This is a genomic window from Streptomyces pluripotens (assembly GCF_000802245.2).
Classification (GTDB): Bacteria; Actinomycetota; Actinomycetes; order Streptomycetales; family Streptomycetaceae; genus Streptomyces; species Streptomyces pluripotens.
In genome coordinates this window covers 2760678-2785707 of record NZ_CP021080.1, presented here as the reverse complement: position 1 = coordinate 2785707, position 25030 = coordinate 2760678, and the positions used below count along the sequence as shown (strand labels likewise).

The following is a 25030-nucleotide window of genomic DNA, read 5'->3' as shown; positions in this document are numbered from 1 at the left end:
GCGGGGGAGGCGTGGAACGAGCCGCGGAGGGTGCGGAAGGTGCCGCCGGGGCGCAGCCGCTCGCGGGCGGGGGCGGGGCCGGGGTTGCGGTCATGCCCTGGCTCTCCTCCCTGCCGCCCCGCGCAGGGCCAGCCAGTCCGCGTAGCCGTTGCTGCGGGCCGCCGCACCCGCGTGGGCGCTGCGGGCCTGGGCGAGCACGGTGGCCGCGGTGTCCGCGCGCTGGGCCGCCGGGTGCCAGCCCAGCAGATGACGCCAGACCAGCGGGGTACCGGCCAGCGGGCGGGTGGTGACGCCCGGCGTGGTCGGGAAGGTGGCCCGGCACAGGCCTACCGCCCGGCCCACTTGGACCAAGTGCACACAGGATGCGGTGTCCGTCTCGTACATCCGCAGGGGTGCGAACCCCGCCCGGGCGCAGGCCGCGGTGAAGCAGTCCGCGAAGCAGCCGTCACCGGGCACGCAGGCCCACTCCTCGTGCGTCAGATCGGCCAGCCGTACTTCGCCGTGACGGGCGAGCGGGTGCCCGTCGGCGAGCATGACGAAGACCGGGTCGACGGCGATCTCCTGCCAGGTCAGGTGTGCGGCGCCGGGTGGCGCGGCGGTGCCGCAGGTGCCGGCCACCGCGAAGTCCAGGCGGCCCTCGGTGAGCCGCGTGGCGAGTTCCCGCACCGACCAGGACGCCTGTGTCGTCACCTGGGCCTCGGGTGCGACGTCCGTCAGCAGGGCCACCAGGGCACCCAGTAGCGGGCCGTGGGTGCCGCCCAGTCGCAGCCGCTGTGCGTTGCGCGCGGTGTGCGTGAAGCGGACCGCCTCCTGCTGCAGCTCGGTCACCGCGGGGAGTACGAACCGCGCCCGCTCCAGTACCAGTTCGCCCAGCGCGGTGGCCCGCACCCCGTGCCGTCCACGGTCGAACAGCTCGCCGCCCAAGGCGCGTTCGATCCGTTTGAGCTGCGCGCTCAGCGCGGGTTGCGCCAGCCCGAGGGCCGTGGCCGCCCGGGTGAGACTGCCCGCTTCCGCGATGGCCCGCACAGTCTTCAGATGCCGCAACTCCAGCTCCATGAAGGGAGCTTGCGCGGTGGGCGGCGCGCGGGCAAGGGTTTGGTCCAGACCTGTGCTGCGCCGTCGGCTACGGAGGGGCCGCGGCAGATGGGTACCCGCTCCTCAACGGCGCGGTCCGGGGCGGTCAGTTGCCCGGTGGGCGCAGGTCCCCGCCCATCACCTCCCTGGTCCGCCGCGCTCTGGCCCGGCACCTGGTCCCGGATGTCATCGGGATGCCCCCTTCGTGCGCCGTGCGCCGGCACGCCGTCACTGACTGGGGGATTGCGGTTCTCCAACGCGAGCACCCCCGTCATGAGTAGCACGGACATCGTCCTGGTGCGCCGGCCCACCAGGGCGGCGAAGGCCGAGGTGATGGTCAGGGAGTAGACGACCTTGAACCAGAGCCGTCCGCCGGACCACTGCAGCACGCTGAAAGTGCCGTCCAGGCAGGCTAGTTCGGGTGCCATGTCGTGGGACAGCGGACTGCGGTCGCCGTACAGCACGCGGCGGGAGGGCCATTCCCGCAACAGGAAGGCGGCGATGACGAGGCCCTGGTTGAACCAGTAGCCCGGGGGAGCACCACTGATGGGGAGGCGGCGTGGTGGTGCTCGTGGTCGACGTGGTCTGTCCGTTGGTTCCGCTGGTCAGACCGATGAGACCCGTGGTGAGGCCGATATCACCGAGGAGCTTCGGAGCGAAGACCGCGTTGTTCGTGCAATAGCCGAATGTGCCCTTGCAGCTGTGGGCGAGCTGGTATTTGTTGCCCTTCCCTTTGTCGTGCTCGTAGCTTTCCTTGCGGCCCTTGTGATCCTTGTGGTGCCCCTTTTCGTCCCCGTCGTGTGCCGGGGACGGCGTGGCGCTTTGGGCGGCGTGTGCCGCCCAGGGGTGTTCCCGTCCCATGGCCTGCGAGGCGGCCGTTGTGCCCACCGAGACGGTGAGTGCGGAGGCTCCCACGAGCAGGGCTCGCATGGCCCGCATGACGCTCCCTTCCCTGCTTTCCGTGCGGGGCGAAGACGCCCGCGCCTTCGGGTGGAATGAGAGCAAGGCGGGAGTGTGTGAATCGAATCAATCGACCGCGATGTGTCTCTCGCGAAAAGGAAATGCGCCGAAGGTGTGACATCTTGTCGCACCGGTCGGGCGCCCTTTTGTGTGGTAATTGCGAGGTGAATTATCTCGGAATGAGTTCTTGTCGGCAACCTGATGGGTGTGGAGCGGGATGTCGTGGCGGGCAGTAGGACGGTGACCCGGCATCAGGCAGAAGTCGGTCAGTGGGAGATCCCGGGAAGCGGAGCGGGCGCAGCCGCGGTGATCACGTGGAAGTTGCGTCCCGTGAACGTCGAGCGAGTCCGTGCAGCGGATCCTGAGGCTCCTCGGTTCGAGGCGCGGACGCGCCCGGGTTGGGGGTGCCGGGATGCCGAGTCGCTCATGCGCCCCGTGGTGCCATACAACGGCCATTCGAATGAATTTACGTATGTAGAACGCGAGTCAGGCCTTACATCGCATAAATCCACCAACCTGATGATCTTAGTCGGAGTTGTGGCAAACTCCGTCCAGCGACGACGCGAGGCGGGAGTCACCATGCCACCAGGCCAGCCAGCCTTCGGCGAGGAATTACGCCGGAGAAGGTACGAGTCCGACCAGTCCCTGGCCCAACTGGCCAAGAAAGTGCACATCTCGCGGTCGTACCTGAGCAAGATCGAAGGTGGGAAGGCGAAGCCAGGTGGCAAGCTCGCCCGATTGCTGGACAGCAGGCTGAATGCGGGTGGACAACTCGTCGCGCTGTTGGCCCCGCCGCCGCAGCGCAGCACGCCCGCCCCCGAGCCCACCGGTTCCGGCGCGTGGTCGCTGCGGCTGCACGCCGATGGGGCGAGCGACTTCACCTCCGGCGATCCCGCCACCCTCGCGGCCGGGGGTCCACCCTCCGTGGTGGCCCACTGCGTCATCGCCCCGGGCCTCCCCGAGGAGACGCCGGTGGAGGAAGCACTCCCGGTGTTTCAGACCCTGTTCCACGAGTACCGCCGGCTCGGCCAGTGCTGCGGTCCGGCCGTCGTGATCCCGCTGAGCGGCGCGGCGACCGCCGCCCTGCGCGGCCTGGTGCACGGTGCGCCGCCCGCACAGCGTGGGGTCGTTCTGCGGCTCGCCGCGCGTTTCGCCGAGTACACGGGGTGGATGTGGCAGGAGGCTGGCGACGACCGGGCCGCCCGATGCTGGACCGATCAGACGGTCCAGCTGGCCGAGGCCGGCGGGGACCGCGAACTGGCCGCGTACGCGCTGCTGCGCCAGGCCGAACTCGCCCTCTATCAGGGCGACTCACTGGCCACCGTGGAACTCGCGCGGGCCGCCACCGCACGGGCCCATGGTCGACGCCTCAGGGAACTGGCCGCGCAGCGCGAGGCCCAGGGGCACGCCCTCCTGGGCGACGAGAACGCCTGCCGTCGCGCGCTGGACCGCGGTGCCGAACTCGCGGGCGGATCCGGACTGCAGGGTGACGGCAGCCCCGCCCTCGGTGGCACGCATCTCCCTGACCTCACCGCGTTCGTCAGGGCGTGGTGCCTTCACGAACTCGGCGACCCCGAGGCGGCTGTCGCCCTGCTCGACACCGGTCGGGAGTCCATCGCGCCGTACGCCGTGCGCGCCCGCGCCCGCCACGACGCACGCCTGGCCCTGGCCCTGGCGGGCGCCGGACGCGTCGAACGCGCCTGTGAGGTAGCCGAGTCGGTGGCCCGGGACGTCATGGCGACCGACTCGGCCACCGTCCGGTCCGACGTGCGACAGCTTCGGTCGGCGCTGACCACGCGGAGCAAACATCCCGCGGTGCGCGACGCCCTTCCCATCATCGCCGCGAGCCTGCGGGGCGCTCCGGGGGCCGGGACCGGGCATCGTTAGCGGCTGGCCGGGCCGGGGTCGCTGACCGGGCTGGGGCCGCTGACTGGATGGAGTCGCCGACGGACGTAGTAGCCGACCGGACGGCTAAGGAGGCGGCTCCGTAGAGAACGTGCGGCCCACCATCGCCTCGTCCCGCCTGCTCCCTCCCGGACCGCTTGTGTCCTGTTGCCTACGGAAGTGTCCACAGGCAACACATTGACCGCCCGCAAGGCGGCTGAAAATGCTGGATTCACCCACCACTCTGACCCGGCCGGTGCGCCGGGCGCGTCCGGCGCACGCCCCTTCCCAGCCATCACAGAGCCAGCCATCACAGAGCCAGCCATCGCAGAGCGAGCCATCACAGAGCGAGGAACCACATGGCCCCCCTCATTTTCGTCAACTTCCGACGCCGCGACACCCGGGAAACCGGGCCGCACATCGACACCGCGCTCCAGCGTGAGTTCGGCGCGCACAACGTGTTCCGGGACCAGCGCAGCATCGCGAAGAGCGCCGACTTCCGTGAGGAGATCGAGCGGAAGCTGAGGAAGTGCGACATCTTGCTCGCGGTCATCGGCCACCGATGGGCGTCGGTGACGGACGACGCGGGCCGCCGCCTCATCGACGACGAGGAGGACTGGGTCCACCAGGAGATCGCCCGCGCCTTTGAGTGGAAACTGTCCGTCCTGCCCGTTCTGGTCGACGGCGCCGACCTGCCGGACAAGAACGCCCTTCCGGGCGACATCGCGGAACTGGCGAATCGTCAGGCCGTCCATTTCCGCCCGCATCAGGAGCACATCGACTTTCCGCCCCTCTTCGAAGCGATCCGTGAAGCGGTCCCCGACCTCCGGACCGCGCGCCGGGGCGACACGGACGACCCGGACCGCAGGAACGGGGGAACGACGGTCAGGTTCGACCGGATCGACCGCATCGACCGCGCCTCGATGGCCTTCGGCGGCAGCAACAACCGCCTGACCACCAACAACTACGCCTCCGAACCCGAGGAAGACGACTAGGAACGCCTGTGAGCACGACAGCAGACCCGGCGGACAACGCCTTCGACGGCGGCGCTCCCACCCCGAGGGCGGACGCCCCGCACCCCGACAACGACCGCACCGACGCGGCCGCGTCCCGGTTCGCCGAGCCGGACGACGGCGCAGCCCGCACGGCCTTCGGCGAGCCCCCGGACGGCGGAGAGGGCGGTGCTGCCCGACGCCCGGACGGGGACCGGGACTCCGGTGCCGCACCAGAAGCACAGGACGGGCGCGACGAGCGGGACACCCGGTACGACCAGGAGGAAACGGGCCGCCCGGGCCCTTCCCGTCCCCGGGATCCCTCCCGAGCGCAGGAGCAGCCGCCCCGGACCGCCCAGGACGACGACGACAACGCCCCCGAGCCCCTGTCCCACGAGCGGTTCGACTTCATCGTGGGCCAGTCCTCCCGCAACGCGAGCGTGTACGGCGGTCACGGCAACGTGGCCGTCGCGTTCAACCTCAGCACCGGCGCGGTCCGGGCGACCGCCGAGTTCCAGCAGACGCCCCTCGGCGCCCGGGACACGGCCTGGCGCCACCGCCTGTACCAGCGGCCCCCGGGCCTCGACCGGCTGGCCTCCGGACTGGCCGACACCCACCTCGCCGTCCTGCTCGGGCAGCGGGGCAGCGGGCGGGACACCACGGCCCGGGTCGCACTGGCCGATGCGTGCGGCGGGAGCGACCGTCTCAGCGTCCTGCACAGCGCGGGAACGGGGCTGGCCCAGGCCCTGGTCGAGCGCGCCGACCAGCACCTCACCCGTGGCCACGGCGTCATACTGGACCTGGGGACCGAAGAGCCGGGACCGGCCGTACTGGAGGCCCTGAGCCTGCGGGCCCGCGAGCGCGGGGCCTACGTGGGGCTGATCGTCGAGAGCACCGGGGCCGACGCCCAGCCCCCGTACGCCTTCCGGCATCCCCGACCCGCTCTGAAGAAGGTTCTGGAAGCGCACCTGCGGTGGGCACTGGAGACGCGGCGCGCCGAGGGGTGCCCCGACGGGGACGGCTGCACGCACCAGAGCGAGCAGGAGTTCCTGAAGCAGGTCCTCGAAGATCCGCGCGTGGACAGGGAACTCGGGGCCACCCTGCCGGTGCGCAAGGCCGTGCCCCTGGCTGCGACGCTCGCCACGTACCTCCACCGGGACGCGGAGGAACTCGGCGAGGCCTTCGGCGCATGGCGCGATCGGCTGCGTCCCGTGGTCAGGAGTTTCCTGGGCCTGACCAGCCCGGCGTCCGACTCGGCAGCGACCGCGGCCCACGATCCGCCCTGGCAGGCGCTGCGCATCGCCTACATCCTCTGCGACGAGCTGGCACTGTCCGACTTCATCCGGGCGAGCACCCTGCTCGCCGACGAGGTCCTGCGCGCCGAGAACCGGGACGAGACACCCGTCCGGCCCGTCTTCGAGATGGACCTCGATCAGTTGGTCCCGCCCGGCATGGGTGTCGCCGCCGAACCGGATGCCGCGCTGTCCGACAACCCCCGCCGTGTTCGGCTCGCGGAGCCCGAACTGGTTCCGGTCGTCATCGAGGTCATCTGGCACGGCCTGGGATGGCTCCGGGAGCCGCTGCTGGGATGGCTGCGGCGACTGGCCGCCGACCAGTTGGAGCGGGTGCGGTCACGAGCCGCGGTCATCGCCGGCCTGCTGCTGCGCCACGACTTCGACAGCGTGTACCGGGACCTCGTACGGGACTGGGCGCGCAGCAGCTCGGTCAGGGACCGGCAGAACGCCGCCCTGGCCATGGCGGCGGCGATGGCGGCCGACGACCCGTGGTTGACGGAACGGGTCAACCGCCAGGTCGCCGACTGGGCCACGAGCCCTAGACGCTGGTTGCAGGACAGCGCAGCCCGGGCCTACGGCACGCCGGTGGGCACCCGGAACGTACCGGCCACCCTGCAAGCCCTGCAGGCGCTGGGCGGCAGAGCCGCGCTCGCCCGTTACGTCTCCGTCGCCTACGCGGCCGCCGCACTCTTCCTCACGGCCGACGGCGCCGATCCGATCGCGGACGCGCTCGGACGGTGGATCTGCGCGGACAACGACCACCTGCCCCGGCACGCCGTGCGGACCCTGCTCGTCCTCGGCCCGTACGCCGTCGGACCCGAGTTGCCGTCCCGGCCGAAGCTCGTGGACCTGGCGATGGGCGATCCCCGGCGCAGGCAGGCGCTGGTGCTGTTGTGGCAGCGCGCGCTGATCGACCCGGCGCACTCCGGACAGGCGTGGCAGCTGGTGAGGCAGTGGCTGCTGGCCGCCGACGAGGACGAGGACCTGGCGGTGTTCCTGGACGAGTTCATGGAGCAGGTCTGCGTCCCCCGGCTCGTCAGCCGGGCACGCTTCCACCTCGGCCGCTGGGCACGGCAGCACCCGAAGGCCAGCTGCGTGGCCCGGATCCTGCGCAGGCTCGGCCGGGAGTGAGCCGGGGCTTCCCGCCGCATCGACCACCACGGCGGTGACCACGATCGGAACCACGACCACGCGCCCGGAACCACGACCACGACAGGGCCACAACACGGCCACAGCGACGACGACGGCGACCGCAGCCGGCAACACGACACCCGACAGACAGATCAACCCGCAGGAGGACCACCCATGGGACGACGGCCCAAGGGCCTGTTCGCCACGGTACGCGAGGCCATACGCGCGTGGTGGCGTTCGAGGTACGACAACGCCACCGAGGAGGACACGGACGCCGCCTGGCCCGACACGGACCAGTCCGAGACGGCGGCCCCGCGCAAGAAGGTGTTCGTGCAGTCGCTCGTGCAGAAGACGCCGCTCTCCGTGGCGGCCCAGGACGGCGTGTTCTCCTTCGAGGTCTTCCCCGTCTTCCGCTGGAGCAGCAGGGAGATGTCACGGGACACGCTGACGACGCGTGTGCGTCAGCACGAGGAGGCCGCACGCGACGAACTGCTCCGGGTCGCCTGGTCGGCCGCGCGCGCATGCGACCCTGCCGACCCGGTCGCCGCCGAGCACGCGATCAACGCGCGACTGGCGACCGACGGCAACTGGTGCTTCGACGACGCCCAGGGCTTTATCCGCTGCACTCCTTCGGTCCGGGTGCGGATGGACCCGGCCGTACGCGAGCACGTACTGCCGTACCGCTTGGACGCACTGACGCTCAGGGAGACGGAGGAGGTGGGTGGGCTCAGGGCGGAGCGGACGCGGAAGCTCACCGAGGCTTGGCTGAAGGTGATCAGCGAGCTGGAACTCCTCGGCGAGTTGGACGCGCACCAGCGGCGCCTGCTGGTCCCGTTCGGCGCCGCACTCGCCGACCCGGACTTCCGCAAGGTCATGGAGGCGCTGCGCCGGGAACGCCGTACGAGCACCGAGGCGCTGGTGGCGGCCCTGAAGGGCGCCCGAGGCGATCACCAGGAGGCCGGCCTGTACGAGTTCGCCGACGCCTACGACAAGGCGCTCAGCGCGTTCTGCCGAGAGATGGGGCTCAGCCCCTTCTCCTGGGTCGACGACGCCGTCGCCCCCGACGGGTCGGCCCGATGAGCGCCGGACAGCAGACACGGGCGCCGCACCGCCGTACGCCTCGGGCGCCCGCCACTGTCCGTGCGGTCGGCGTCCTGGCCGCCGTCAGCACGCTGGTCGGGCTGCTCACCGGCTGTGAAGCGGACGAGCCGAGGGCCGGCTGCGCCTGGATGGAGACACAGGCGCCGGCCGTCGAAGCCGGCAGCACCGTGATCCTGGTGGACGGCTCGGCGTCCGTACGCGGTACCAAGCGCCCCGACTACGGCCAAGCGGTCAAAGCCGTGCTCCAAGAGAGGGTCGAGGCGGGCGACACCTTCTCCCTCGGCACCTTCGGCGGTGCTTCGGGAGACATCAACTGGGCCTACCGGAAGCGGTCGGCCAACTGGAAGGCAAGCGCGAAGAACCCCGCCAACCAGGGCGGCCACCGGGACGCCGCGGTCGGCTGTCTCGCCGACGACGTCACCGCCGCCCAGCGTGCGGTGCCCGCCGACGGCGGTACCGACATCCTCGCCGCCCTGGCGGCCGGCATCGGGCTGTTCGACAAGGTCAAGGGCCCACGGCGGCTGCTGGTCCTGAGCGACGGACTGTCCACCACCGGCTGCGCCGACCTGCGCGCGGCGCAGTTCGGCTCGGAGCAGGAGATCAAGGCCATCGCGTCGGTGTGCGCCGCCAAGGGCGCGTACTCGGAACTCCCCGACCTGCACGGAATCGGGGTCACGTTCGTGGCCCTCGGCCACTCGGCCGGCGGCCAGCCGTCCGCGAACCGCGCCCAACGCACGTGGCTCGGCCGGCTGTGGACGACCCTGTGCGTCCGCGGGGGCGGTGCCGCCGCGTCCTGCACCAGCAGCGACACGCCTGTCGACACGGCTTCCTCCGCCACGCTCGGACAGACTCGTGCGGGGGCACCTCCCTCGGCCTCCACCGCGTCCGTCCCGGCCGACCCGTTGGTGTCGTACGGCAACGGCCACTCCCGGACGTACCCGCTGCCGGGCGCCGCCCTGTTCGACACCTTGTCGGCGCGGGTGCGCCCCTCGGCCGTGCCCGCGCTCACCGACATCGCCGACCGGGCCCGCACCACACCGGGACTCGACCGCGTCGAGGTCGAGGGGTACGTCGATCCGCGAGGTGGATCCGACAACAACCAGTCGCTCTCCCAGAGCCGGGCGGACGCCGTGGGCGAGGTCCTCGTCGAGCATGGGGTGCCCCAGTCCCGGGTGAAGGCGTACGGCCGGGGCGTGTCACCGGGCTGCCCCCAGGACGTGGCCACCGACAGCATGTCCCGCGGGCAGCGGCTGCAGTGCGACCGCCGCGTGGACATTCGCATCATCCGGAAGTGAGGTCGGACAGCCAGCCATGAACGTGAACGGCAGCAACGGATCGGAGCGGGCGGACCCGCGTGAGGCGCCAATACCCTGCCCCAAGTCCCTCCTCCCCCTCATCGACCAGAACGGGCACCGCCCGGCCGGACGCACGCCCGCACGCCCGGTGGACGCCGTGGACAGCCGGGAGTGCGCCCTGCTGATGCGCGCCTTCGCCCAGGCCAACACCGGCCTGGCCAAGGCGCAGACGCCGCTCGGCGAGCTGGGCACCGAACTTCTGAGGACGTTCCAGTCGGCGCAGTCGGCGATCGACGCGGTGGAGCGGCTCACGGTCGGCCGGTCGGCGGGTGAGGCGCGGTGCCAGGTGGGAGCCGTACGGGCCCGGCACGCAGCGGACGGACCGGAGAGCCTGCGCGGCAGCCGGCGGCCGTGGGCATGGCTCCAGTGGGTCATGCTCGCCTTCAGCGCGCTGTTCGACCTGCCCTTCGTCGGTGAGGCCATGACCCGGCTCCTGGACGTCGCCCCCAAGGGCTTCTGGGGCATCACGGTCTACGGGTTCTGCTACCTGGCCGCGCTCGGGGTGTCCTGCCTCCAGTTCGCCCTGGCATCCCTGCTCGCCCGGTCGCTCTTCCGGCAGCGGGTCCGGGCCGGCCGCCGTACCCAACGCGTACGGCTCGGCCCCCGGGCGCTCTGGCGGCACTGGTGGCGGCTGGACGGGCCCCGGGTCGAGACCCGGCGGCCCGACGACCTGCCCTGGGCCGGCCTGACCCTGCCGGTGCTCGCCAACGTGCTGCTCATCGGTCTGCTCGCCGCGACCGCCCACAGCCGGGCGAAGGAGAGTCACCAGGTCACCGCGACCTTCGGGGAGAACGGCTACCTCATGGCGGTGTTCCTCATCGTCGCACTCGGCCTCGCCACCGTGGCGACCACCGTCCTCGCACACAATCCGTACGCGGAGAGCGACAGCGCGGCGAAGGACGCCCTGTCCGCCGTCGAGGCGGAAGTGAAGGCGTTGGTGCCCGAGGCGAGGGGGCGGCTCGCCGCGCACAAGGCGTCCTGGCACCGGCTGTTCGCCGCCGTGCACCAGGCCACGGTGGACGCGCAGCGTGTCGTGGACGACGCCTGCGCCCTGATCGTCGAGGAACGCGCCGAGACCGGCCTGGCCGGCACCCTGGACATGCCGCTGCGGGACTACGCGTGGCCCGCCGAGCAGGACCGCAGCGAGGACGGCGGCGGGACCGACCGCCCACGGCCCCCGTTGCGGCAGCTGGATCCCCTGGACCACTACCGCAACGGACTGCTGGGCCGGTACGCGCCGGACGTGCTGGAGGACCTGCTGGAGGACATCGTCGGAGAGCTGACCATCCAGTTCGAGCTGGGGGACATGGAAGCGCCGACGGCCCTGCTGCCACCGCCCGCGGGCGAACCGCCGACAACCCCACCGCCGCCCCCGGCCGAAGAGCCGCCCTCCCCACCCGCACCCGCCGGATGACCGGGCACCCCCCGCTCGGCGAGCAGGACCTGAAGCACCTGGAGCTCCTGCAGAGCGTGATCTCCCGGCTCGGCAACAACTCGTTCCTGGTCAAGGGCTGGTGCATCACGCTCAACAGCGTGCTGGTCGCCGCCGGCAACCGCAGCCCCGCCTGGACGGCCATCCTGGTGGCCGTCACCGTGACGGTCGGCTTCTGGTTGCTCGACGGTTACTACCTCCGCCAGGAACGGCTGTTCCGCACCTTGTACGAGAGGATCGTCGCCGGCCGGGACGACCCGCCACCCGTGTTCACGATGGACGCCCAGCGGTACGGCGGCTCGGTCACCTGGCTTGGTGTGCTGTTGTCGCGGCCCCTGCTGTTCTGTTATGGAGTGCTCGCCACCGCCGACAGCATGCTGATCCTCTTCTTGGGTTGACCGCTTCGTGTGTGCGGGTTCACCGGCTGGCCGGGCGTGCCGTCCCAGCCCGTCGCTCGTGGCCGGGCCGACCGGGGCCGGAGCCACGCTCGGCCCCCGCCCCGGTCTGGGTCTGCGGGGCTGCCGTCCAGGGCAGCTGGATCCCGTCCCCCGGCCGCCGTGGCACCACATGGATGTGCAGATGCAGCACCGTCTGGGTGGCGGCGGTACCCCGCGAAGTGATCACGTTGCAGTCGCCGACCTCCGCGGCGAGTTCGGCGGCATGCCGCATCGTGAGGGCGGAGACGACCGGGTCGGCCGCCACGTCCGGCACATGAGTCTTGGGGAGAACGAGCACATGCCCTGGTGTGACACCCCCGCCGCGAGGCCGGATCGCCAGCACGTCCGCCCACTCGCGCACCACGCGCGCGGGTGCGACACCCCGCACGATGTGGCAGAACGGGCAGCCCGCCCCGAAGCGCCGGTCGAGGCCGGGCATGCCGTCCATCATGCGGCGGTCCTCGACGTACCGGGGCATGAATCCTCCAAGTGTCGATCGCCTTATATCGGTGCGCCTCGTCACCGTACGACCACTGCGCTCGGAACTCGGCACCGACGGTCAGCCCGGCGCACACCGTGCCCCGTCGCGTCCACGCGGTCGGGCACGTCGTCGTGGCGGTCGCGGACCGGCGAGGGCCGCCGGGTTCGAGGAGGATCTCGGGGGGAGCCGGGCCGGCCGGGTTCGCGCAGCGGGAGTTGGGGAACCGGATTGGGTGCGGCGAGATCGAGCGGCGGGTGACCCCTCGGACGGCTCGGCGGGAGATCCTGACGTATGCGTCGGTGAATTCCCGGCACCCGTGCGCCGGCGCGCCCCCCCACGGTTCCTTACCGGTTCGCCGGGTCCCCCGAGGGCGGTCTGCCTCCGTCCGGGCGTTCACCGGTTTGATCCGCAGGCGGTGCGGGGTACTGTCATCCACTCGATTGGCCAGCCCCCTGCCCCCTATGGCAGACTGTCCGAGTTGCTCGGTCGAGTGTTGATGCTGCACGTCTCCCGCCGGGAGGACCGGAAGCGAGTCCCACAGTACTCGTCGTCCTAACTGCCTCAGGGCAGCACTGGGACGGACGTACGGGAATCTTCCGGGAAGTGTGGGCGCGGCACCGGCCAGGCACCCGGTGGGCTTTCCGTCCCCGGCTTGCGGTTCCGGAAGGGCCGTGTGCATTCCCCGCAGGGATGTTCGAACAAGGGGCATCTGTGTCAGCGGGAGCGCGACACGCCCGACCGCGTGGGTCGGAGAGCAGGGGCCGCCGGGTTCCGGAGCGTAAGAGAGACAGGACTACTGAGTAGCCATGGCGGGACAGAAGATCCGCATCCGGCTCAAGGCCTACGACCACGAGGTCATCGACTCCTCGGCGAAGAAGATCGTCGAGACGGTGACCCGCACTGGTGCGTCGGTCGCGGGCCCGGTGCCGCTGCCCACTGAGAAGAACGTGTACTGCGTCATCAAGTCGCCGCACAAGTACAAGGACTCGCGCGAGCACTTCGAGATGCGCACGCACAAGCGCCTGATCGACATCCTCGACCCGACCCCCAAGACCGTTGACTCTCTGATGCGACTCGACCTGCCGGCCGGTGTCGACATCGAGATCAAGCTCTGAGGCCCGGTGATCTGAGAGATGACTAAGCAGATCAAGGGCATCCTGGGCGAGAAGCTCGGCATGACACAGGTGTGGGACGAGAACAACCGCGTTGTTCCGGTCACCGTTGTCAAGGCCGGCCCCAACGTCGTCACCCAGGTCCGTACGAACGACACTGACGGCTACGAGTCGGTCCAGATCGCCTTCGGCGAGATCGACCCGCGCAAGGTGAACAAGCCCCTCAAGGGCCACTTCGCCAAGGCCGACGTCACCCCGCGTCGTCACCTCGTCGAGATCCGCACGTCGGATGCCTCCGAGTACACGCTCGGCCAGGAGATCACCGCTGAGGTGTTCGAGGCCGGTACCAAGGTCGACGTCACCGGCAAGAGCAAGGGCAAGGGCTTCGCCGGTGTCATGAAGCGCCACAACTTCGGTGGCCTCGGCGCCGGTCACGGCACCCAGCGCAAGCACCGCTCCCCCGGTTCCATCGGTGGCTGTGCCACCCCGGGCCGTGTGTTCAAGGGCCTCCGCATGGCGGGTCGCATGGGCAACGAGCGGGTCACCACCCAGAACCTGACCGTCCACGCCGTTGACGCGGAGAAGGGTCTGCTGCTCATCAAGGGCGCGGTTCCCGGTCCGAACGGCGGCCTCGTCCTGGTCCGCACCGCGGCCAAGGGGGCCTGAGGTAACCGATGAGCACTGTTGACATCCTTTCGCCGGCGGGCGACAAGGCCGGTTCCGTCGAGCTCCCCGCGGAGATCTTCGACGCCAAGGTCAGCGTTCCGCTGATCCACCAGGTCGTCGTCGCACAGCTGGCCGCTGCCCGCCAGGGCACGCACAAGACCAAGACGCGTGGCGAGGTCCGTGGTGGCGGCAAGAAGCCGTACCGCCAGAAGGGCACCGGTCGCGCCCGTCAGGGTTCGACCCGCGCGCCGCAGTTCGCCGGTGGTGGCGTTGTGCACGGTCCCGTGCCGCGCGACTACTCGCAGCGCACCCCCAAGAAGATGAAGGCCGCCGCCCTGCGCGGTGCCCTCACCGACCGGGCGCGTCACAACCGCATCCACGTCGTCTCCGGCGTGGTCGAGGGCGAGACCCCCAGCACCAAGGCCGCCAAGAGCCTGTTCGGCAAGATCAGCGAGCGTAAGAACCTGCTGCTCGTCGTCGACCGCTCCGACGAGGCCGCGTGGCTGTCCGCCCGCAACCTGCCCCAGGTCCACATCCTGGAGCCGGGCCAGCTGAACACGTACGACGTTCTCGTCTCGGACGACGTGGTCTTCACCCAGGCCGCTTTCGAGTCCTTCGTCGCCGGCCCGAAGAAGGCCAACGACACTGAAGGGAGCGAGGTCTGATGGCTATCCGTCACCCCGCTATCGCCTCGAAGGCCGCCAAGGCCGCCAAGGCCGCGCGCGTCGCCAAGGCGCGTCGCCACGCTGCCGAGGGCAAGAACACCGTCGAGACCCCGCTGAGCAAGGCGTACACGGACCCCCGTGACGTCCTGCTGAAGCCGGTGGTCTCCGAGAAGAGCTACGCGCTCCTCGACGAGAACAAGTACACGTTCGTCGTGGACCCGCGTGCCAACAAGACCCAGATCAAGGAGGCCGTCCAGGCGGTCTTCGACGTCAAGGTCACCGGGGTCAACACGATCAACCGTCAGGGCAAGCGCAAGCGGACCCGCACCGGTTTCGGCCAGCGTGCCGCGACCAAGCGCGCGATCGTGACCCTTGCCGAGGGCGACCGTATCGACATCTTCGGCGGTCCGACCGCGTAAGCGGTCGGGATCGTCCAGATTTCGGAAATCACTTCCGAGGACTGAGAGACAATGGGTATCCGCAAGTACAAGCCGACGACTCCTGGCCGTCGTGGCGCCAGCGTCGCCGACTTCGTCGAGGTCACGCGGTCCACGCCGGAGAAGTCGCTGGTCCGTCCCCTGCACAGCAAGGGCGGCCGTAACAACACCGGTCGTGTGACCGTTCGCCACCAGGGTGGCGGACACAAGCGCGCCTACCGCGTGATCGACTTCCGTCGTCACGACAAGGACGGCGTGCCGGCGAAGGTCGCGCACATCGAGTACGACCCCAACCGCACCGCGCGCATCGCGCTCCTGCACTACGTGGACGGCGAGAAGCGCTACATCCTCGCGCCGCGTGGCCTGAACCAGGGCGACCGCGTCGAGAACGGTCCCGGGGCCGACATCAAGCCGGGCAACAACCTCGCCCTGCGCAACATCCCGGTCGGTACCACCCTGCACGCCATCGAGCTGCGTCCGGGCGGCGGCGCCAAGTTCGCCCGCTCGGCCGGTGCCTCCGTGCAGCTGCTCGCGAAGGAGGGCTCCATGGCCCACCTGCGCATGCCGTCCGGTGAAATCCGCCTGGTCGACGTCCGCTGCCGCGCCACCGTCGGTGAGGTCGGCAACGCCGAGCAGAGCAACATCAACTGGGGCAAGGCGGGCCGCAAGCGGTGGCTGGGCGTTCGCCCGACCGTCCGTGGTGTGGTCATGAACCCGGTCGACCACCCGCACGGTGGTGGTGAGGGCCGGACCTCCGGTGGCCGCCACCCCGTGTCCCCGTGGGGCAAGAAGGAAGGCCGTACTCGTTCGCCCAAGAAGGCGTCGAACAAGTACATCGTCCGCCGCCGCAAGACGAACAAGAAGCGCTAAGGACGGGTTGAGATGCCTCGTAGCTTGAAGAAGGGGCCCTTCGTCGACGACCACCTGATGAAGAAGGTGGACTCGCAGAACGAAGCCGGCACCAAGAACGTCATCAAGACCTGGTCCCGTCGCTCGATGATCGTCCCGGCCATGCTCGGCCACACGATCGCGGTGCACAACGGCAAGACCCACATCCCGGTGTTCGTCACCGAGTCGATGGTCGGCCACAAGCTCGGCGAGTTCTCGCCGACCCGCACCTTCCGGGGCCATGTCAAGGAAGACCGGAAGTCGAAGCGCCGCTAACAGCGGATCGCATTCAGACACGTAAGTAACTCTGAAGGGACAACCATGGAAGCCAGGGCCCAGGCGCGGTACATCCGCGTCACGCCCATGAAGGCCCGCCGTGTGGTGGACCTCATCCGTGGCATGGACGCCACGGAGGCCCAGGCCGTCCTGCGATTCGCTCCGCAGGCCGCCTCCGTGCCGGTCGGCAAGGTGCTGGACAGCGCCATCGCCAACGCCGCGCACAACTACGACCACACCGACGTCGACAGCCTCGTCGTTTCCGAGGCCTACGTCGACGAGGGCCCGACCCTGAAGCGGTTCCGTCCGCGTGCCCAGGGCCGTGCCTACCGGATCCGCAAGCGGACCAGCCACATCACCGTGGTCGTCAGCAGCAAGGAAGGAACCCGGTAATGGGCCAGAAGGTAAACCCGCATGGGTTCCGACTCGGTGTCACGACCGACTTCAAGTCGCGTTGGTACGCCGACAAGCTGTACAAGGACTACGTCAAGGAAGACGTCGCCATCCGTCGGATGATGACGTCCGGCATGGAGCGCGCCGGCATCTCCAAGGTGGAGATCGAGCGCACCCGTGACCGCGTCCGCGTGGACATCCACACCGCTCGCCCGGGCATCGTCATCGGCCGCCGCGGCGCCGAGGCCGACCGCATCCGCGGTGACCTGGAGAAGCTGACCGGCAAGCAGGTCCAGCTGAACATCCTCGAGGTCAAGAACCCGGAGACGGACGCTCAGCTGGTGGCCCAGGCCGTCGCCGAGCAGCTGTCCTCCCGCGTCTCCTTCCGTCGGGCCATGCGCAAGAGCATGCAGTCCGCCATGAAGGCCGGCGCCAAGGGCATCAAGATCCAGTGTGGTGGCCGTCTCGGCGGCGCCGAGATGTCCCGCTCGGAGTTCTACCGCGAGGGCCGCGTGCCCCTGCACACCCTCCGCGCGAACGTGGACTACGGCTTCTTCGAGGCCAAGACGACCTTCGGCCGTATCGGTGTGAAGGTCTGGATCTACAAGGGCGACGTCAAGAACATCGCCGAGGTCCGCGCCGAGAACGCCGCTGCCCGTGCGGGTAACCGCCCGGCGCGCGGTGGCTCCGACCGCCCGGCCCGTGGTGGCCGCGGTGGCGAGCGGCGCGGTCGCAAGCCGCAGCAGTCTGCCGGCGCCGAGGCCCCCAAGGCCGAGGCTCCCAAGGCCGAGGCTCCGGCTGAGAGCACCGGAACGGAGGCCTGACCGACATGCTGATCCCCCGTAGGGTCAAGCACCGCAAGCAGCACCACCCGAAGCGCAACGGTATGTCCAAGGGTGGCACGCAGGTTGCGTTCGGCGAGTACGGCATCCAGGCGCTGACCCCGGCGTACGTCACGAACCGCCAGATCGAGGCGGCTCGTATCGCCATGACCCGTCACATCAAGCGTGGCGGCAAGGTCTGGATCAACATCTACCCGGACCGCCCGCTGACGAAGAAGCCCGCCGAGACCCGCATGGGTTCCGGTAAGGGCTCCCCGGAGTGGTGGGTGGCCAACGTCAAGCCCGGACGCGTGATGTTCGAGCTGTCGTACCCCAACGAGAAGATCGCCCGTGAGGCGCTGACCCGTGCGGCCCACAAGCTGCCGATGAAGTGCCGGATCGTCAAGCGCGAGGCAGGTGAAGCGTGATGTCGGCCGGTACCAAGGCGTCCGAGCTGCGCGAGCTGGGCAACGAGGAGCTTCTGGCGAAGCTCCGCGAGGCCAAGGAAGAGCTGTTCAACCTCCGCTTCCAGGCGGCCACGGGTCAGCTCGAAAACCACGGCCGTCTCAGGGCGGTCCGCAAGGACATCGCCCGGATCTACACCCTCATGCGTGAGCGTGAGCTCGGCATCGAGACGGTGGAGAACGCCTGATGAGCGAGAGCAACGTGACTGAGAACAAGGAAGCTCGCGGTTTCCGTAAGACCCGTGAGGGTCTGGTCGTCAGCGACAAGATGGACAAGACCGTCGTCGTCGCCGTCGAGGACCGCGTCAAGCACGCGCTGTACGGCAAGGTCATCCGCCGTACCAACAAGCTCAAGGCGCACGACGAGCAGAACGCCGCGGGCGTCGGCGACCGTGTCCTCCTCATGGAGACCCGGCCGCTGTCCGCGACGAAGCGCTGGCGCGTCGTCGAGATCCTCGAGAAGGCCAAGTAATTCTCCTGCGGGGCATCCCTCGCAGGACAGTTCCGCCAGGCTCCGGGGGACCGCTCGGGTGAGCGGCCCCCCGGGGAACCGGCAGACATTCAGGAGATAGACGTGATCCAGCAGGAGTCGCGACTGCGCGTCGCCGACAACACTGGTGCGAAGGAGATCCTTTGCATCCGTGTGCTCGGTGGCTCCGGTCGCCGCTACGCGGGCATCGGTGACGTCATCGTCGCCACCGTCAAGGACGCGATCCCCGGTGGCAACGTGAAGAAGGGTGACGTCGTCAAGGCGGTCATCGTTCGCACCGTCAAGGAGCGCCGCCGTCCGGACGGCTCGTACATCCGCTTCGACGAGAACGCCGCCGTCATTCTGAAGAACGACGGCGACCCTCGCGGCACCCGTATCTTCGGCCCGGTCGGCCGTGAGCTGCGCGAGAAGAAGTTCATGAAGATCATCTCGCTCGCGCCGGAGGTGCTGTAAGCATGAAGATCAAGAAGGGCGACCTGGTCCAGGTCATCACCGGCAAGGACAAGGGCAAGCAGGGCAAGGTCATTGCCGCTTACCCGCGCGAGGAGCGTGTCCTGGTCGAGGGTGTCAACCGGGTCAAGAAGCACACCAAGGCCGGTCCGACCGCTAGCGGTTCCCAGGCCGGTGGCATCGTCACGACCGAGGCGCCGATCCACGTCTCCAACGTCCAGCTGGTCGTGGAGAAGGACGGCGAGAAGGTCGTCACGCGTGTCGGCTACCGCTTCGACGAAGAGGGCAACAAGATCCGCGTTGCCAAGCGGACGGGTGAGGACATCTGATGGCTACCACCACCACTCCGCGTCTGAAGCAGAAGTACCGCGAGGAGATCGCGGGCAAGCTGCGTGACGAGTTCAAGTACGAGAACGTCATGCAGGTTCCCGGCCTCGTCAAGATCGTGGTCAACATGGGTGTCGGCGACGCCGCCCGTGACTCGAAGCTGATCGAAGGTGCGATCCGCGACCTGACCACCATCACCGGTCAGAAGCCGGCCGTCACCAAGGCCCGCAAGTCCATCGCGCAGTTCAAGCTGCGCGAGGGTCAGCCGATCGGTGCCCATGTCACGCTCCGTGGCGACCGCATGTGGGAGTTCCTGGACCGCACCCTGTCGCTCGCGCTGCCGCGCATCCGCGACTTCCGCGGCCTGTCCCCGAAGCAGTTCGACGGCCGTGGCAACTACACCTTCGGTCTCACGGAGCAGGTCATGTTCCACGAGATCGACCAGGACAAGATCGACCGCGTCCGGGGTATGGACATCACCGTGGTGACCACGGCGACCAACGACGAAGAGGGCCGCGCCCTGCTCCGTCACCTCGGCTTCCCGTTCAAGGAGGCGTGAGCGAGATGGCGAAGAAGGCTCTCATCGCGAAGGCTGCTCGCAAGCCCAAGTTCGGTGTGCGTGGCTACACCCGCTGCCAGCGCTGTGGCCGTCCGCACTCCGTCTACCGCAAGTTCGGCCTCTGCCGCGTGTGCCTTCGTGAGATGGCTCACCGTGGCGAGCTGCCGGGCGTGACCAAGAGCTCCTGGTAATCCCGGTAATTCGGGATTCCTGGACCTCTCGGTAAGCAACCGGGACGGCAGGGGCGCCTCCCCTCATGGCTTAGGCTTGGAGGGTTGGGCCTCTGCCGCCCTGAACGACTTACTACGCCGTAGGTCCCCGCACCGCACCCGTCCCGTCTCACGTACGGGGAGAGGGATGGCGCATATAGGAAACCCCGGCGAGAAAGGCCACAGGCCAATTCATGACCATGACTGATCCGATCGCAGACATGCTCACGCGTCTGCGGAACGCGAACTCGGCTTACCACGACTCGGTGTCGATGCCGCACTCCAAGATCAAGTCGCACATCGCGGAGATCCTCCAGCAGGAGGGCTTCATCACGGGCTGGAAGGTCGAGGACGCCGAGGTCGGCAAGGACCTCGTCCTGGAGCTGAAGTTCGGCCCCAACCGTGAGCGCTCCATCGCGGGCATCAAGCGGATCTCCAAGCCCGGTCTCCGGGTCTACGCGAAGTCCACCAACCTGCCGAAGGTGCTCGGCGGCCTGGGCGTGGCGATCATCTCCACGTCCCACGGGCTCCTCACCGACAAGCAGGCCGGCAAGAAGGGCGTGGGTGGGGAAGTCCTCGCCTACGTCTGGTAGCAGAAGGGAACGGAGGAAACAGCTATGTCGCGCATCGGCAAGCTCCCCATCGCGGTTCCCGCCGGCGTGGACGTCACCATCGACGGCCGTACGGTCGCGGTCAAGGGCCCCAGGGGCTCGCTGACCCACACCGTCGCGGCGCCGATCGACATCGCCAAGGGCGAGGACGGCACCCTGCAGGTGACCCGCCCCAACGACGAGCGTCAGAGCAAGGCCCTGCACGGCCTGTCCCGCACGCTGGTGGCGAACATGATCACCGGCGTGACCCAGGGTTACGTGAAGAAGCTCGAGATCAGCGGTGTCGGTTACCGAGTGACCGCCAAGGGCTCGAACCTGGAGTTCGCGCTCGGCTACAGCCACCCGATCCTGGTCGAGGCCCCCGAGGGCATCTCCTTCAAGGTGGAGTCCCCGACCCGTTTCTCGGTCGAGGGCATCGACAAGCAGAAGGTCGGCGAGGTTGCGGCCAACATCCGCAAGCTGCGCAAGCCCGACCCGTACAAGGCCAAGGGCGTCAAGTACGAGGGCGAAGTCATCCGCCGCAAGGTCGGAAAGGCGGGTAAGTAAGCCATGGCATACGGGCAGAAGATCCTCAAGGGCGACGCCTACAAGCGCGCCGCGATCAAGCGCCGCCACATCCGGATCCGCAAGCGGATCTCCGGTACCGCGGAGCGTCCCCGTCTGGTCGTGACCCGCTCCAACCGCCACATCGTGGCGCAGGTGATCGACGACCTGAAGGGCCACACCCTGGCGTCGGCGTCCACCCTGGACAGCTCGATCCGCGGTGCCGAGGGCGACAAGTCCGCGCAGGCCAAGCAGGTCGGCGCCCTGGTCGCCGAGCGTGCCAAGGCCGCCGGTGTCGAGGCCGTCGTGTTCGACCGTGGTGGCAACCAGTACGCCGGGCGCATCGCTGCCCTGGCGGACGCCGCCCGCGAGGCCGGGCTCAGGTTCTGAGCCGCCGTAGCTAGCGGAATAGAGAGAGGTAAATCCAATGGCTGGACCCCAGCGCCGCGGTGGCGGTGCCGGTGGCGGCGAGCGGCGGGACCGGAAGGGCCGTGACGGCGGCGCTGCTGCCGCCGAGAAGACCGCGTACGTTGAGCGCGTTGTCGCGATCAACCGCGTCGCCAAGGTTGTGAAGGGTGGTCGTCGCTTCAGCTTCACCGCGCTGGTCGTGGTGGGCGACGGTGACGGCACCGTGGGTGTCGGTTACGGCAAGGCCAAGGAGGTGCCGGCCGCCATCGCCAAGGGCGTTGAGGAGGCCAAGAAGCACTTCTTCAAGGTCCCCCGGATCCAGGGCACCATCCCGCACCCCATCCAGGGTGAGAAGGCTGCCGGCGTCGTGCTGCTCAAGCCCGCGTCCCCCGGTACCGGTGTTATCGCCGGTGGTCCGGTGCGCGCCGTGCTGGAGTGCGCCGGTATCCACGACGTGCTGTCGAAGTCGCTCGGCTCCGACAACGCCATCAACATCGTGCACGCGACCGTGGAGGCCCTGAAGGGCCTGCAGCGTCCCGAGGAGATCGCGGCCCGCCGTGGTCTGCCCCTGGAGGACGTCGCTCCCGCGGCTCTGCTGCGTGCGCGTGCCGGGGCGGGTGCGTAATCATGGCGCAGCTCAAGATTACGCAGGTCAAGTCCTACATCGGCAGCAAGCAGAACCACCGTGACACCCTGCGGTCGCTTGGTCTCAAGGGGATCAACACCGTGGTCGTCAAGGAGGACCGTCCCGAGTTCCGCGGCATGGTGCACACCGTCCGCCACCTCGTGTCGGTCGAGGAGGTCGACTGATCATGGCGGAGCAGAACCCGCTGAAGATCCACAACCTCCGTCCCGCCCCGGGCGCCAAGACCGCCAAGACCCGTGTCGGTCGTGGTGAGGCGTCGAAGGGTAAGACGGCCGGTCGTGGTACCAAGGGCACCAAGGCCCGCTACCAGGTTCCGGAGCGCTTCGAGGGTGGCCAGATGCCGCTGCACATGCGCCTCCCGAAGCTGAAGGGCTTCAAGAACCCGTTCAAGACCGAGTACCAGGTCGTGAACCTCGACAAGCTGGCCGCGCTCTACCCGCAGGGTGGCGAGGTCACCGTCCAGGACCTCGTGGCCAAGGGCGCCGTTCGCAAGAACAGCCTTGTCAAGGTTCTTGGCCAGGGCGAGATCTCCGTGGCGCTGCAGGTGACGGTGGACGCCGTCTCCGGCTCCGCCAAGGAGAAGATCACCGCCGCCGGCGGTACGGTCACCGAGCTGGTCTGAGTCCTTCGGGCGCCTCGATGACGTGAACGATCCCGACCGGGGATACCCCACAAATGGGGTATCCCCGGTTGGTCGTTCCTAGGGCGGTGCCATCGCCGGTAAGGTGGCCTGCACTGCCCACTTTCACCGGGTGGTCCCCATGGGGCACCCTGAGCGGCAGTTGACCGTTATCCATGTCGTTGTTTCATTGGAACCTCAAGACCGTCACCCTTGACGCAGTTGCGCGGGGGTCGCAGGAGGCACCGTGCTCACCGCGTTCGCCCGGGCGTTCAGGACGCCCGACCTGCGCAAGAAGCTGCTCTTCACGCTGGGCATCATCGTGGTCTACCGGGTCGGTACCCACATTCCGATCCCCGGCGTCAACTACAAGGCCGTCCAGCAGTGCGTGACCGAGGCGTCGGGTAACCAGGGCCTGTTCGGCCTCGTGAACATGTTCAGCGGCGGTGCGCTGCTGCAGATCACGGTCTTCGCGCTCGGCATCATGCCGTACATCACGGCCAGCATCATCCTTCAACTGCTGACCGTGGTCATCCCGCGCCTGGAAGCCCTGAAGAAGGAGGGCCAGGCCGGCACGGCGAAGATCACGCAGTACACCCGCTACCTGACCGTGGCGCTCGCCATCCTGCAGGGCACCGGCCTGGTCGCCACCGCCCGCAGTGGTGCGCTGTTCAGCGGCTGCTCGGTCGCCGGCAGCATCGTCCCGGACCAGGCGATCTTCACGACGATCACCATGGTCATCTGCATGACCGCCGGTACGGCCGTCGTGATGTGGCTCGGTGAGCTGATCACCGACCGCGGTATCGGCAACGGCATGTCGATCCTGATGTTCATCTCGATCGCCGCTACCTTCCCGTCCGCGGTGTGGGCCATCAAGAAGCAGGGCACCCTGGCCGGCGGTTGGATCGAGTTCGGCACCGTCATCGCCGTCGGACTGGTCATGGTCGGCCTGGTCGTCTTCGTCGAGCAGGCCCAGCGCCGCATCCCGGTGCAGTACGCGAAGCGCATGATCGGCCGTCGTTCCTACGGTGGTACGTCCACGTACATCCCGCTCAAGGTGAACCAGGCGGGTGTGATTCCCGTCATCTTCGCCTCGTCGCTGCTCTACATCCCGGCGCTCGTGGCGCAGTTCGCGGGGGGCAACTCGGGCTGGAAGCGGTGGGTCACCCAGAACCTGACCAAGGGCGACCACCCGATTTACATCACTCTGTACTTCTTGCTCATCGTTTTCTTCGCGTTCTTCTACGTGGCGATCTCCTTCAACCCCGAGGAAGTCGCCGACAACATGAAGAAGTATGGTGGCTTCATCCCGGGCATCCGGGCTGGCCGACCGACCGCTGAGTACCTGAGCTACGTGCTCAACCGGATCACCTGGCCGGGTTCGCTGTATCTGGGTGTGATCGCTCTCGTACCGACAATGGCGTTGGTCGGCTTCAATGCAAGCCAGAACTTCCCGTTCGGGGGAACCAGCATCCTGATCATCGTGGGTGTCGGTCTCGAAACGGTGAAGCAGATCGAGAGCCAGCTCCAGCAGCGCAATTACGAAGGGTTCCTCCGCTGATGCGTATCGTCCTCGTCGGGCCGCCCGGTGCCGGTAAGGGAACGCAAGCCGTCCGTCTCGCTGAGAAGCTGGCCGTCCCACACATCTCCACGGGTGACCTGTTCCGGGCCAACATCAGCCAACAGACCGAGCTGGGCAAGCTCGCGAAGTCCTACATGGACGCCGGTAACCTCGTCCCCGACGAGGTCACCATCGCGATGGCCAAGGACCGCATGGAGCAGCCGGACGCCGAGGGCGGGTTCCTGCTGGACGGCTTCCCGCGCAACGTCTCGCAGGCGGAGGCGTTGGACGAGTTGCTGGAGACCGAGGGCATCGCGCTGGACGCAGTCCTGGACCTGGAGGTCCCCGAGGACGAGGTGGTCAAGCGGATCGCCGGCCGGCGTGTGTGCCGCAAGGAGCCCTCGCACGTGTTCCACGTCTCGTACAGCCCGCCGAAGAAGGAGGGCGTGTGCGACGTCTGCGGCGGTGAGCTGTACCAGCGCGACGACGACTCCGAGGGCACCGTCCGCAAGCGGCTTGAGGTCTACCACACGCAGACCGAGCCGATCATCGACTACTACAAGGCGCAGGGGCTGGTCGTGACGATCTCCTCCCTGGGCCCGGTGGACGAGATCACGCAGCGGGCGTTGGAAGCCCTCAAGCGGGAGAAGGCCGAGAAGTAGTCTTCCGGTCCTTCCGGCCGCGGTGCCCTCCCCCGGACTCCAGTCCGGGGACCCTCTGGGCGCCGCGGCCGTAGTGTTGTA

33 protein-coding genes are annotated in these 25030 nt (G+C 68.8%); 30 read left to right on the top strand and 3 right to left on the bottom strand.

All coding sequences use genetic code 11. The features are described from left to right. Positions 1-90 precede the first annotated feature (90 nt). Together LK06_RS12370 and LK06_RS12365 are read right to left on the bottom strand one after the other, a co-directional pair. A complete protein-coding gene (locus LK06_RS12370) occupies positions 91-1056 on the bottom strand; it encodes a LysR family transcriptional regulator (protein WP_052318875.1) in 966 nt (321 codons plus the stop codon). Further along, positions 1032-1538, bottom strand: a complete 507-nt coding sequence (locus LK06_RS12365; protein ID WP_043432829.1) for a hypothetical protein — start codon at positions 1536-1538, stop codon at positions 1032-1034. The genes LK06_RS12370 and LK06_RS12365 overlap by 25 nt, the downstream gene beginning before the upstream one ends. A 697-nt stretch (positions 1539-2235) precedes the next feature. Here LK06_RS12365 and LK06_RS12360 point away from each other — a divergent pair. From LK06_RS12360 to LK06_RS12330, 7 genes are all read left to right on the top strand, one after another. Further along, positions 2236-3921 (top strand): helix-turn-helix domain-containing protein, encoded by a 1686-nt coding sequence (locus LK06_RS12360; protein WP_078858766.1) that lies wholly within the window; start codon positions 2236-2238, stop codon positions 3919-3921. 356 nt (positions 3922-4277) lie between these two features. Next, complete coding sequence (locus tag LK06_RS12355; protein ID WP_052270208.1) at positions 4278-4913, top strand: toll/interleukin-1 receptor domain-containing protein; 636 nt, start codon at positions 4278-4280, stop codon at positions 4911-4913. Between the two features lie 8 nt (positions 4914-4921). Beyond that, positions 4922-7336, top strand: coding sequence for a hypothetical protein (locus LK06_RS12350; RefSeq protein ID WP_043405853.1), 2415 nt, complete (start codon positions 4922-4924; stop codon positions 7334-7336). 174 nt (positions 7337-7510) lie between these two features. After that, the gene (locus LK06_RS33125; protein ID WP_052270207.1) at positions 7511-8416 is read left to right on the top strand and encodes a hypothetical protein; all 906 of its coding nucleotides are present in this window, start codon (positions 7511-7513) and stop codon (positions 8414-8416) included. Further along, positions 8413-9732 carry an OmpA family protein gene (locus tag LK06_RS12340; RefSeq protein ID WP_052318874.1) on the top strand — a complete coding sequence of 440 codons (1320 nt, stop codon included), beginning with the start codon at positions 8413-8415 and terminating at the stop codon, positions 9730-9732. The genes LK06_RS33125 and LK06_RS12340 overlap by 4 nt, the downstream gene beginning before the upstream one ends. Positions 9733-9748: 16 nt before the next feature. Beyond that, the gene (locus LK06_RS12335) at positions 9749-11206 is read left to right on the top strand and encodes a hypothetical protein (protein WP_043405850.1); all 1458 of its coding nucleotides are present in this window, start codon (positions 9749-9751) and stop codon (positions 11204-11206) included. After that, positions 11203-11622, top strand: coding sequence for a hypothetical protein (locus LK06_RS12330; RefSeq protein WP_039656240.1), 420 nt, complete (start codon positions 11203-11205; stop codon positions 11620-11622). The genes LK06_RS12335 and LK06_RS12330 overlap by 4 nt, the downstream gene beginning before the upstream one ends. Before the next feature lie 19 nt (positions 11623-11641). Here the strand turns inward: LK06_RS12330 and LK06_RS12325 are convergent, their stop codons facing one another. Next, a complete protein-coding gene (locus tag LK06_RS12325; RefSeq protein ID WP_063891029.1) occupies positions 11642-12139 on the bottom strand; it encodes an HIT family protein in 498 nt (165 codons plus the stop codon). A gap of 809 nt (positions 12140-12948) precedes the next feature. On the opposite strand from LK06_RS12325, the gene rpsJ reads away from it, so the two are divergent. The 23 genes from rpsJ to LK06_RS12205 all read left to right on the top strand — a co-directional run bounded on the left by rpsJ (position 12949) and on the right by LK06_RS12205 (position 24949). Next, positions 12949-13257: a 30S ribosomal protein S10 gene (gene rpsJ / locus LK06_RS12320; RefSeq protein WP_003948644.1), complete on the top strand. Its 309-nt coding sequence runs from the start codon at positions 12949-12951 to the stop codon at positions 13255-13257. An 18-nt stretch (positions 13258-13275) separates the two neighbouring features. Then, positions 13276-13920: a 50S ribosomal protein L3 gene (rplC, locus tag LK06_RS12315; RefSeq protein ID WP_039656238.1), complete on the top strand. Its 645-nt coding sequence runs from the start codon at positions 13276-13278 to the stop codon at positions 13918-13920. An 8-nt stretch (positions 13921-13928) separates the two neighbouring features. Next, positions 13929-14585, top strand: a complete 657-nt coding sequence (gene rplD, locus LK06_RS12310; protein WP_039656237.1) for a 50S ribosomal protein L4 — start codon at positions 13929-13931, stop codon at positions 14583-14585. Continuing rightward, on the top strand, positions 14585-15004 hold the full coding sequence (gene rplW, locus LK06_RS12305; protein WP_039656235.1) for a 50S ribosomal protein L23: 420 nt from the start codon (positions 14585-14587) through the stop codon (positions 15002-15004). Before rplD ends, rplW begins: the two co-directional genes overlap by 1 nt. 51 nt (positions 15005-15055) lie before the next feature. Then, positions 15056-15892, top strand: a complete 837-nt coding sequence (gene rplB / locus LK06_RS12300; protein WP_039656233.1) for a 50S ribosomal protein L2 — start codon at positions 15056-15058, stop codon at positions 15890-15892. A gap of 12 nt (positions 15893-15904) precedes the next feature. After that, a complete protein-coding gene (gene rpsS / locus LK06_RS12295) occupies positions 15905-16186 on the top strand; it encodes a 30S ribosomal protein S19 (protein ID WP_039656232.1) in 282 nt (93 codons plus the stop codon). A 45-nt stretch (positions 16187-16231) separates the two neighbouring features. Continuing rightward, entirely contained in the window at positions 16232-16579 is a 348-nt protein-coding gene (rplV, locus tag LK06_RS12290) for a 50S ribosomal protein L22 (RefSeq protein ID WP_039656230.1), read from the top strand. Then, a complete protein-coding gene (gene rpsC / locus LK06_RS12285; protein ID WP_039656228.1) occupies positions 16579-17403 on the top strand; it encodes a 30S ribosomal protein S3 in 825 nt (274 codons plus the stop codon). Before rplV ends, rpsC begins: the two co-directional genes overlap by 1 nt. A gap of 5 nt (positions 17404-17408) precedes the next feature. Further along, positions 17409-17828, top strand: a complete 420-nt coding sequence (gene rplP, locus LK06_RS12280; RefSeq protein ID WP_029380975.1) for a 50S ribosomal protein L16 — start codon at positions 17409-17411, stop codon at positions 17826-17828. Then, a complete protein-coding gene (rpmC, locus tag LK06_RS12275; RefSeq protein WP_039656224.1) occupies positions 17828-18052 on the top strand; it encodes a 50S ribosomal protein L29 in 225 nt (74 codons plus the stop codon). The genes rplP and rpmC overlap by 1 nt, the downstream gene beginning before the upstream one ends. Continuing rightward, positions 18052-18336: a 30S ribosomal protein S17 gene (rpsQ, locus tag LK06_RS12270; RefSeq protein ID WP_039656223.1), complete on the top strand. Its 285-nt coding sequence runs from the start codon at positions 18052-18054 to the stop codon at positions 18334-18336. Before rpmC ends, rpsQ begins: the two co-directional genes overlap by 1 nt. 102 nt (positions 18337-18438) lie before the next feature. Then, positions 18439-18807, top strand: a complete 369-nt coding sequence (gene rplN / locus LK06_RS12265; protein ID WP_003998823.1) for a 50S ribosomal protein L14 — start codon at positions 18439-18441, stop codon at positions 18805-18807. A 2-nt stretch (positions 18808-18809) separates the two neighbouring features. Next, positions 18810-19133, top strand: a complete 324-nt coding sequence (gene rplX, locus LK06_RS12260) for a 50S ribosomal protein L24 (RefSeq protein WP_039656221.1) — start codon at positions 18810-18812, stop codon at positions 19131-19133. Then, positions 19133-19690, top strand: a complete 558-nt coding sequence (gene rplE / locus LK06_RS12255) for a 50S ribosomal protein L5 (RefSeq protein WP_030345436.1) — start codon at positions 19133-19135, stop codon at positions 19688-19690. Before rplX ends, rplE begins: the two co-directional genes overlap by 1 nt. 5 nt (positions 19691-19695) lie before the next feature. Further along, on the top strand, positions 19696-19881 hold the full coding sequence (locus LK06_RS12250; RefSeq protein ID WP_003948630.1) for a type Z 30S ribosomal protein S14: 186 nt from the start codon (positions 19696-19698) through the stop codon (positions 19879-19881). 212 nt (positions 19882-20093) lie between these two features. After that, positions 20094-20492: a 30S ribosomal protein S8 gene (gene rpsH / locus LK06_RS12240; protein WP_039656218.1), complete on the top strand. Its 399-nt coding sequence runs from the start codon at positions 20094-20096 to the stop codon at positions 20490-20492. 24 nt (positions 20493-20516) lie between these two features. Beyond that, entirely contained in the window at positions 20517-21056 is a 540-nt protein-coding gene (gene rplF / locus LK06_RS12235) for a 50S ribosomal protein L6 (protein WP_039656217.1), read from the top strand. Positions 21057-21059: 3 nt separating this feature from the next. Next, positions 21060-21443: a 50S ribosomal protein L18 gene (rplR, locus tag LK06_RS12230; RefSeq protein ID WP_039656215.1), complete on the top strand. Its 384-nt coding sequence runs from the start codon at positions 21060-21062 to the stop codon at positions 21441-21443. A 37-nt stretch (positions 21444-21480) separates the two neighbouring features. Beyond that, positions 21481-22086 (top strand): 30S ribosomal protein S5, encoded by a 606-nt coding sequence (rpsE, locus tag LK06_RS12225; protein ID WP_009190144.1) that lies wholly within the window; start codon positions 21481-21483, stop codon positions 22084-22086. Positions 22087-22088: 2 nt separating this feature from the next. Then, positions 22089-22271 (top strand): 50S ribosomal protein L30, encoded by a 183-nt coding sequence (rpmD, locus tag LK06_RS12220; protein WP_039656212.1) that lies wholly within the window; start codon positions 22089-22091, stop codon positions 22269-22271. A 2-nt stretch (positions 22272-22273) separates the two neighbouring features. After that, the gene (gene rplO, locus LK06_RS12215; protein WP_039656211.1) at positions 22274-22729 is read left to right on the top strand and encodes a 50S ribosomal protein L15; all 456 of its coding nucleotides are present in this window, start codon (positions 22274-22276) and stop codon (positions 22727-22729) included. Positions 22730-22973: 244 nt separating this feature from the next. Then, complete coding sequence (gene secY, locus LK06_RS12210; RefSeq protein ID WP_039656209.1) at positions 22974-24287, top strand: preprotein translocase subunit SecY; 1314 nt, start codon at positions 22974-22976, stop codon at positions 24285-24287. Next, complete coding sequence (locus tag LK06_RS12205) at positions 24287-24949, top strand: adenylate kinase (protein WP_039656207.1); 663 nt, start codon at positions 24287-24289, stop codon at positions 24947-24949. Before secY ends, LK06_RS12205 begins: the two co-directional genes overlap by 1 nt. Positions 24950-25030: the final 81 nt, after the last annotated feature.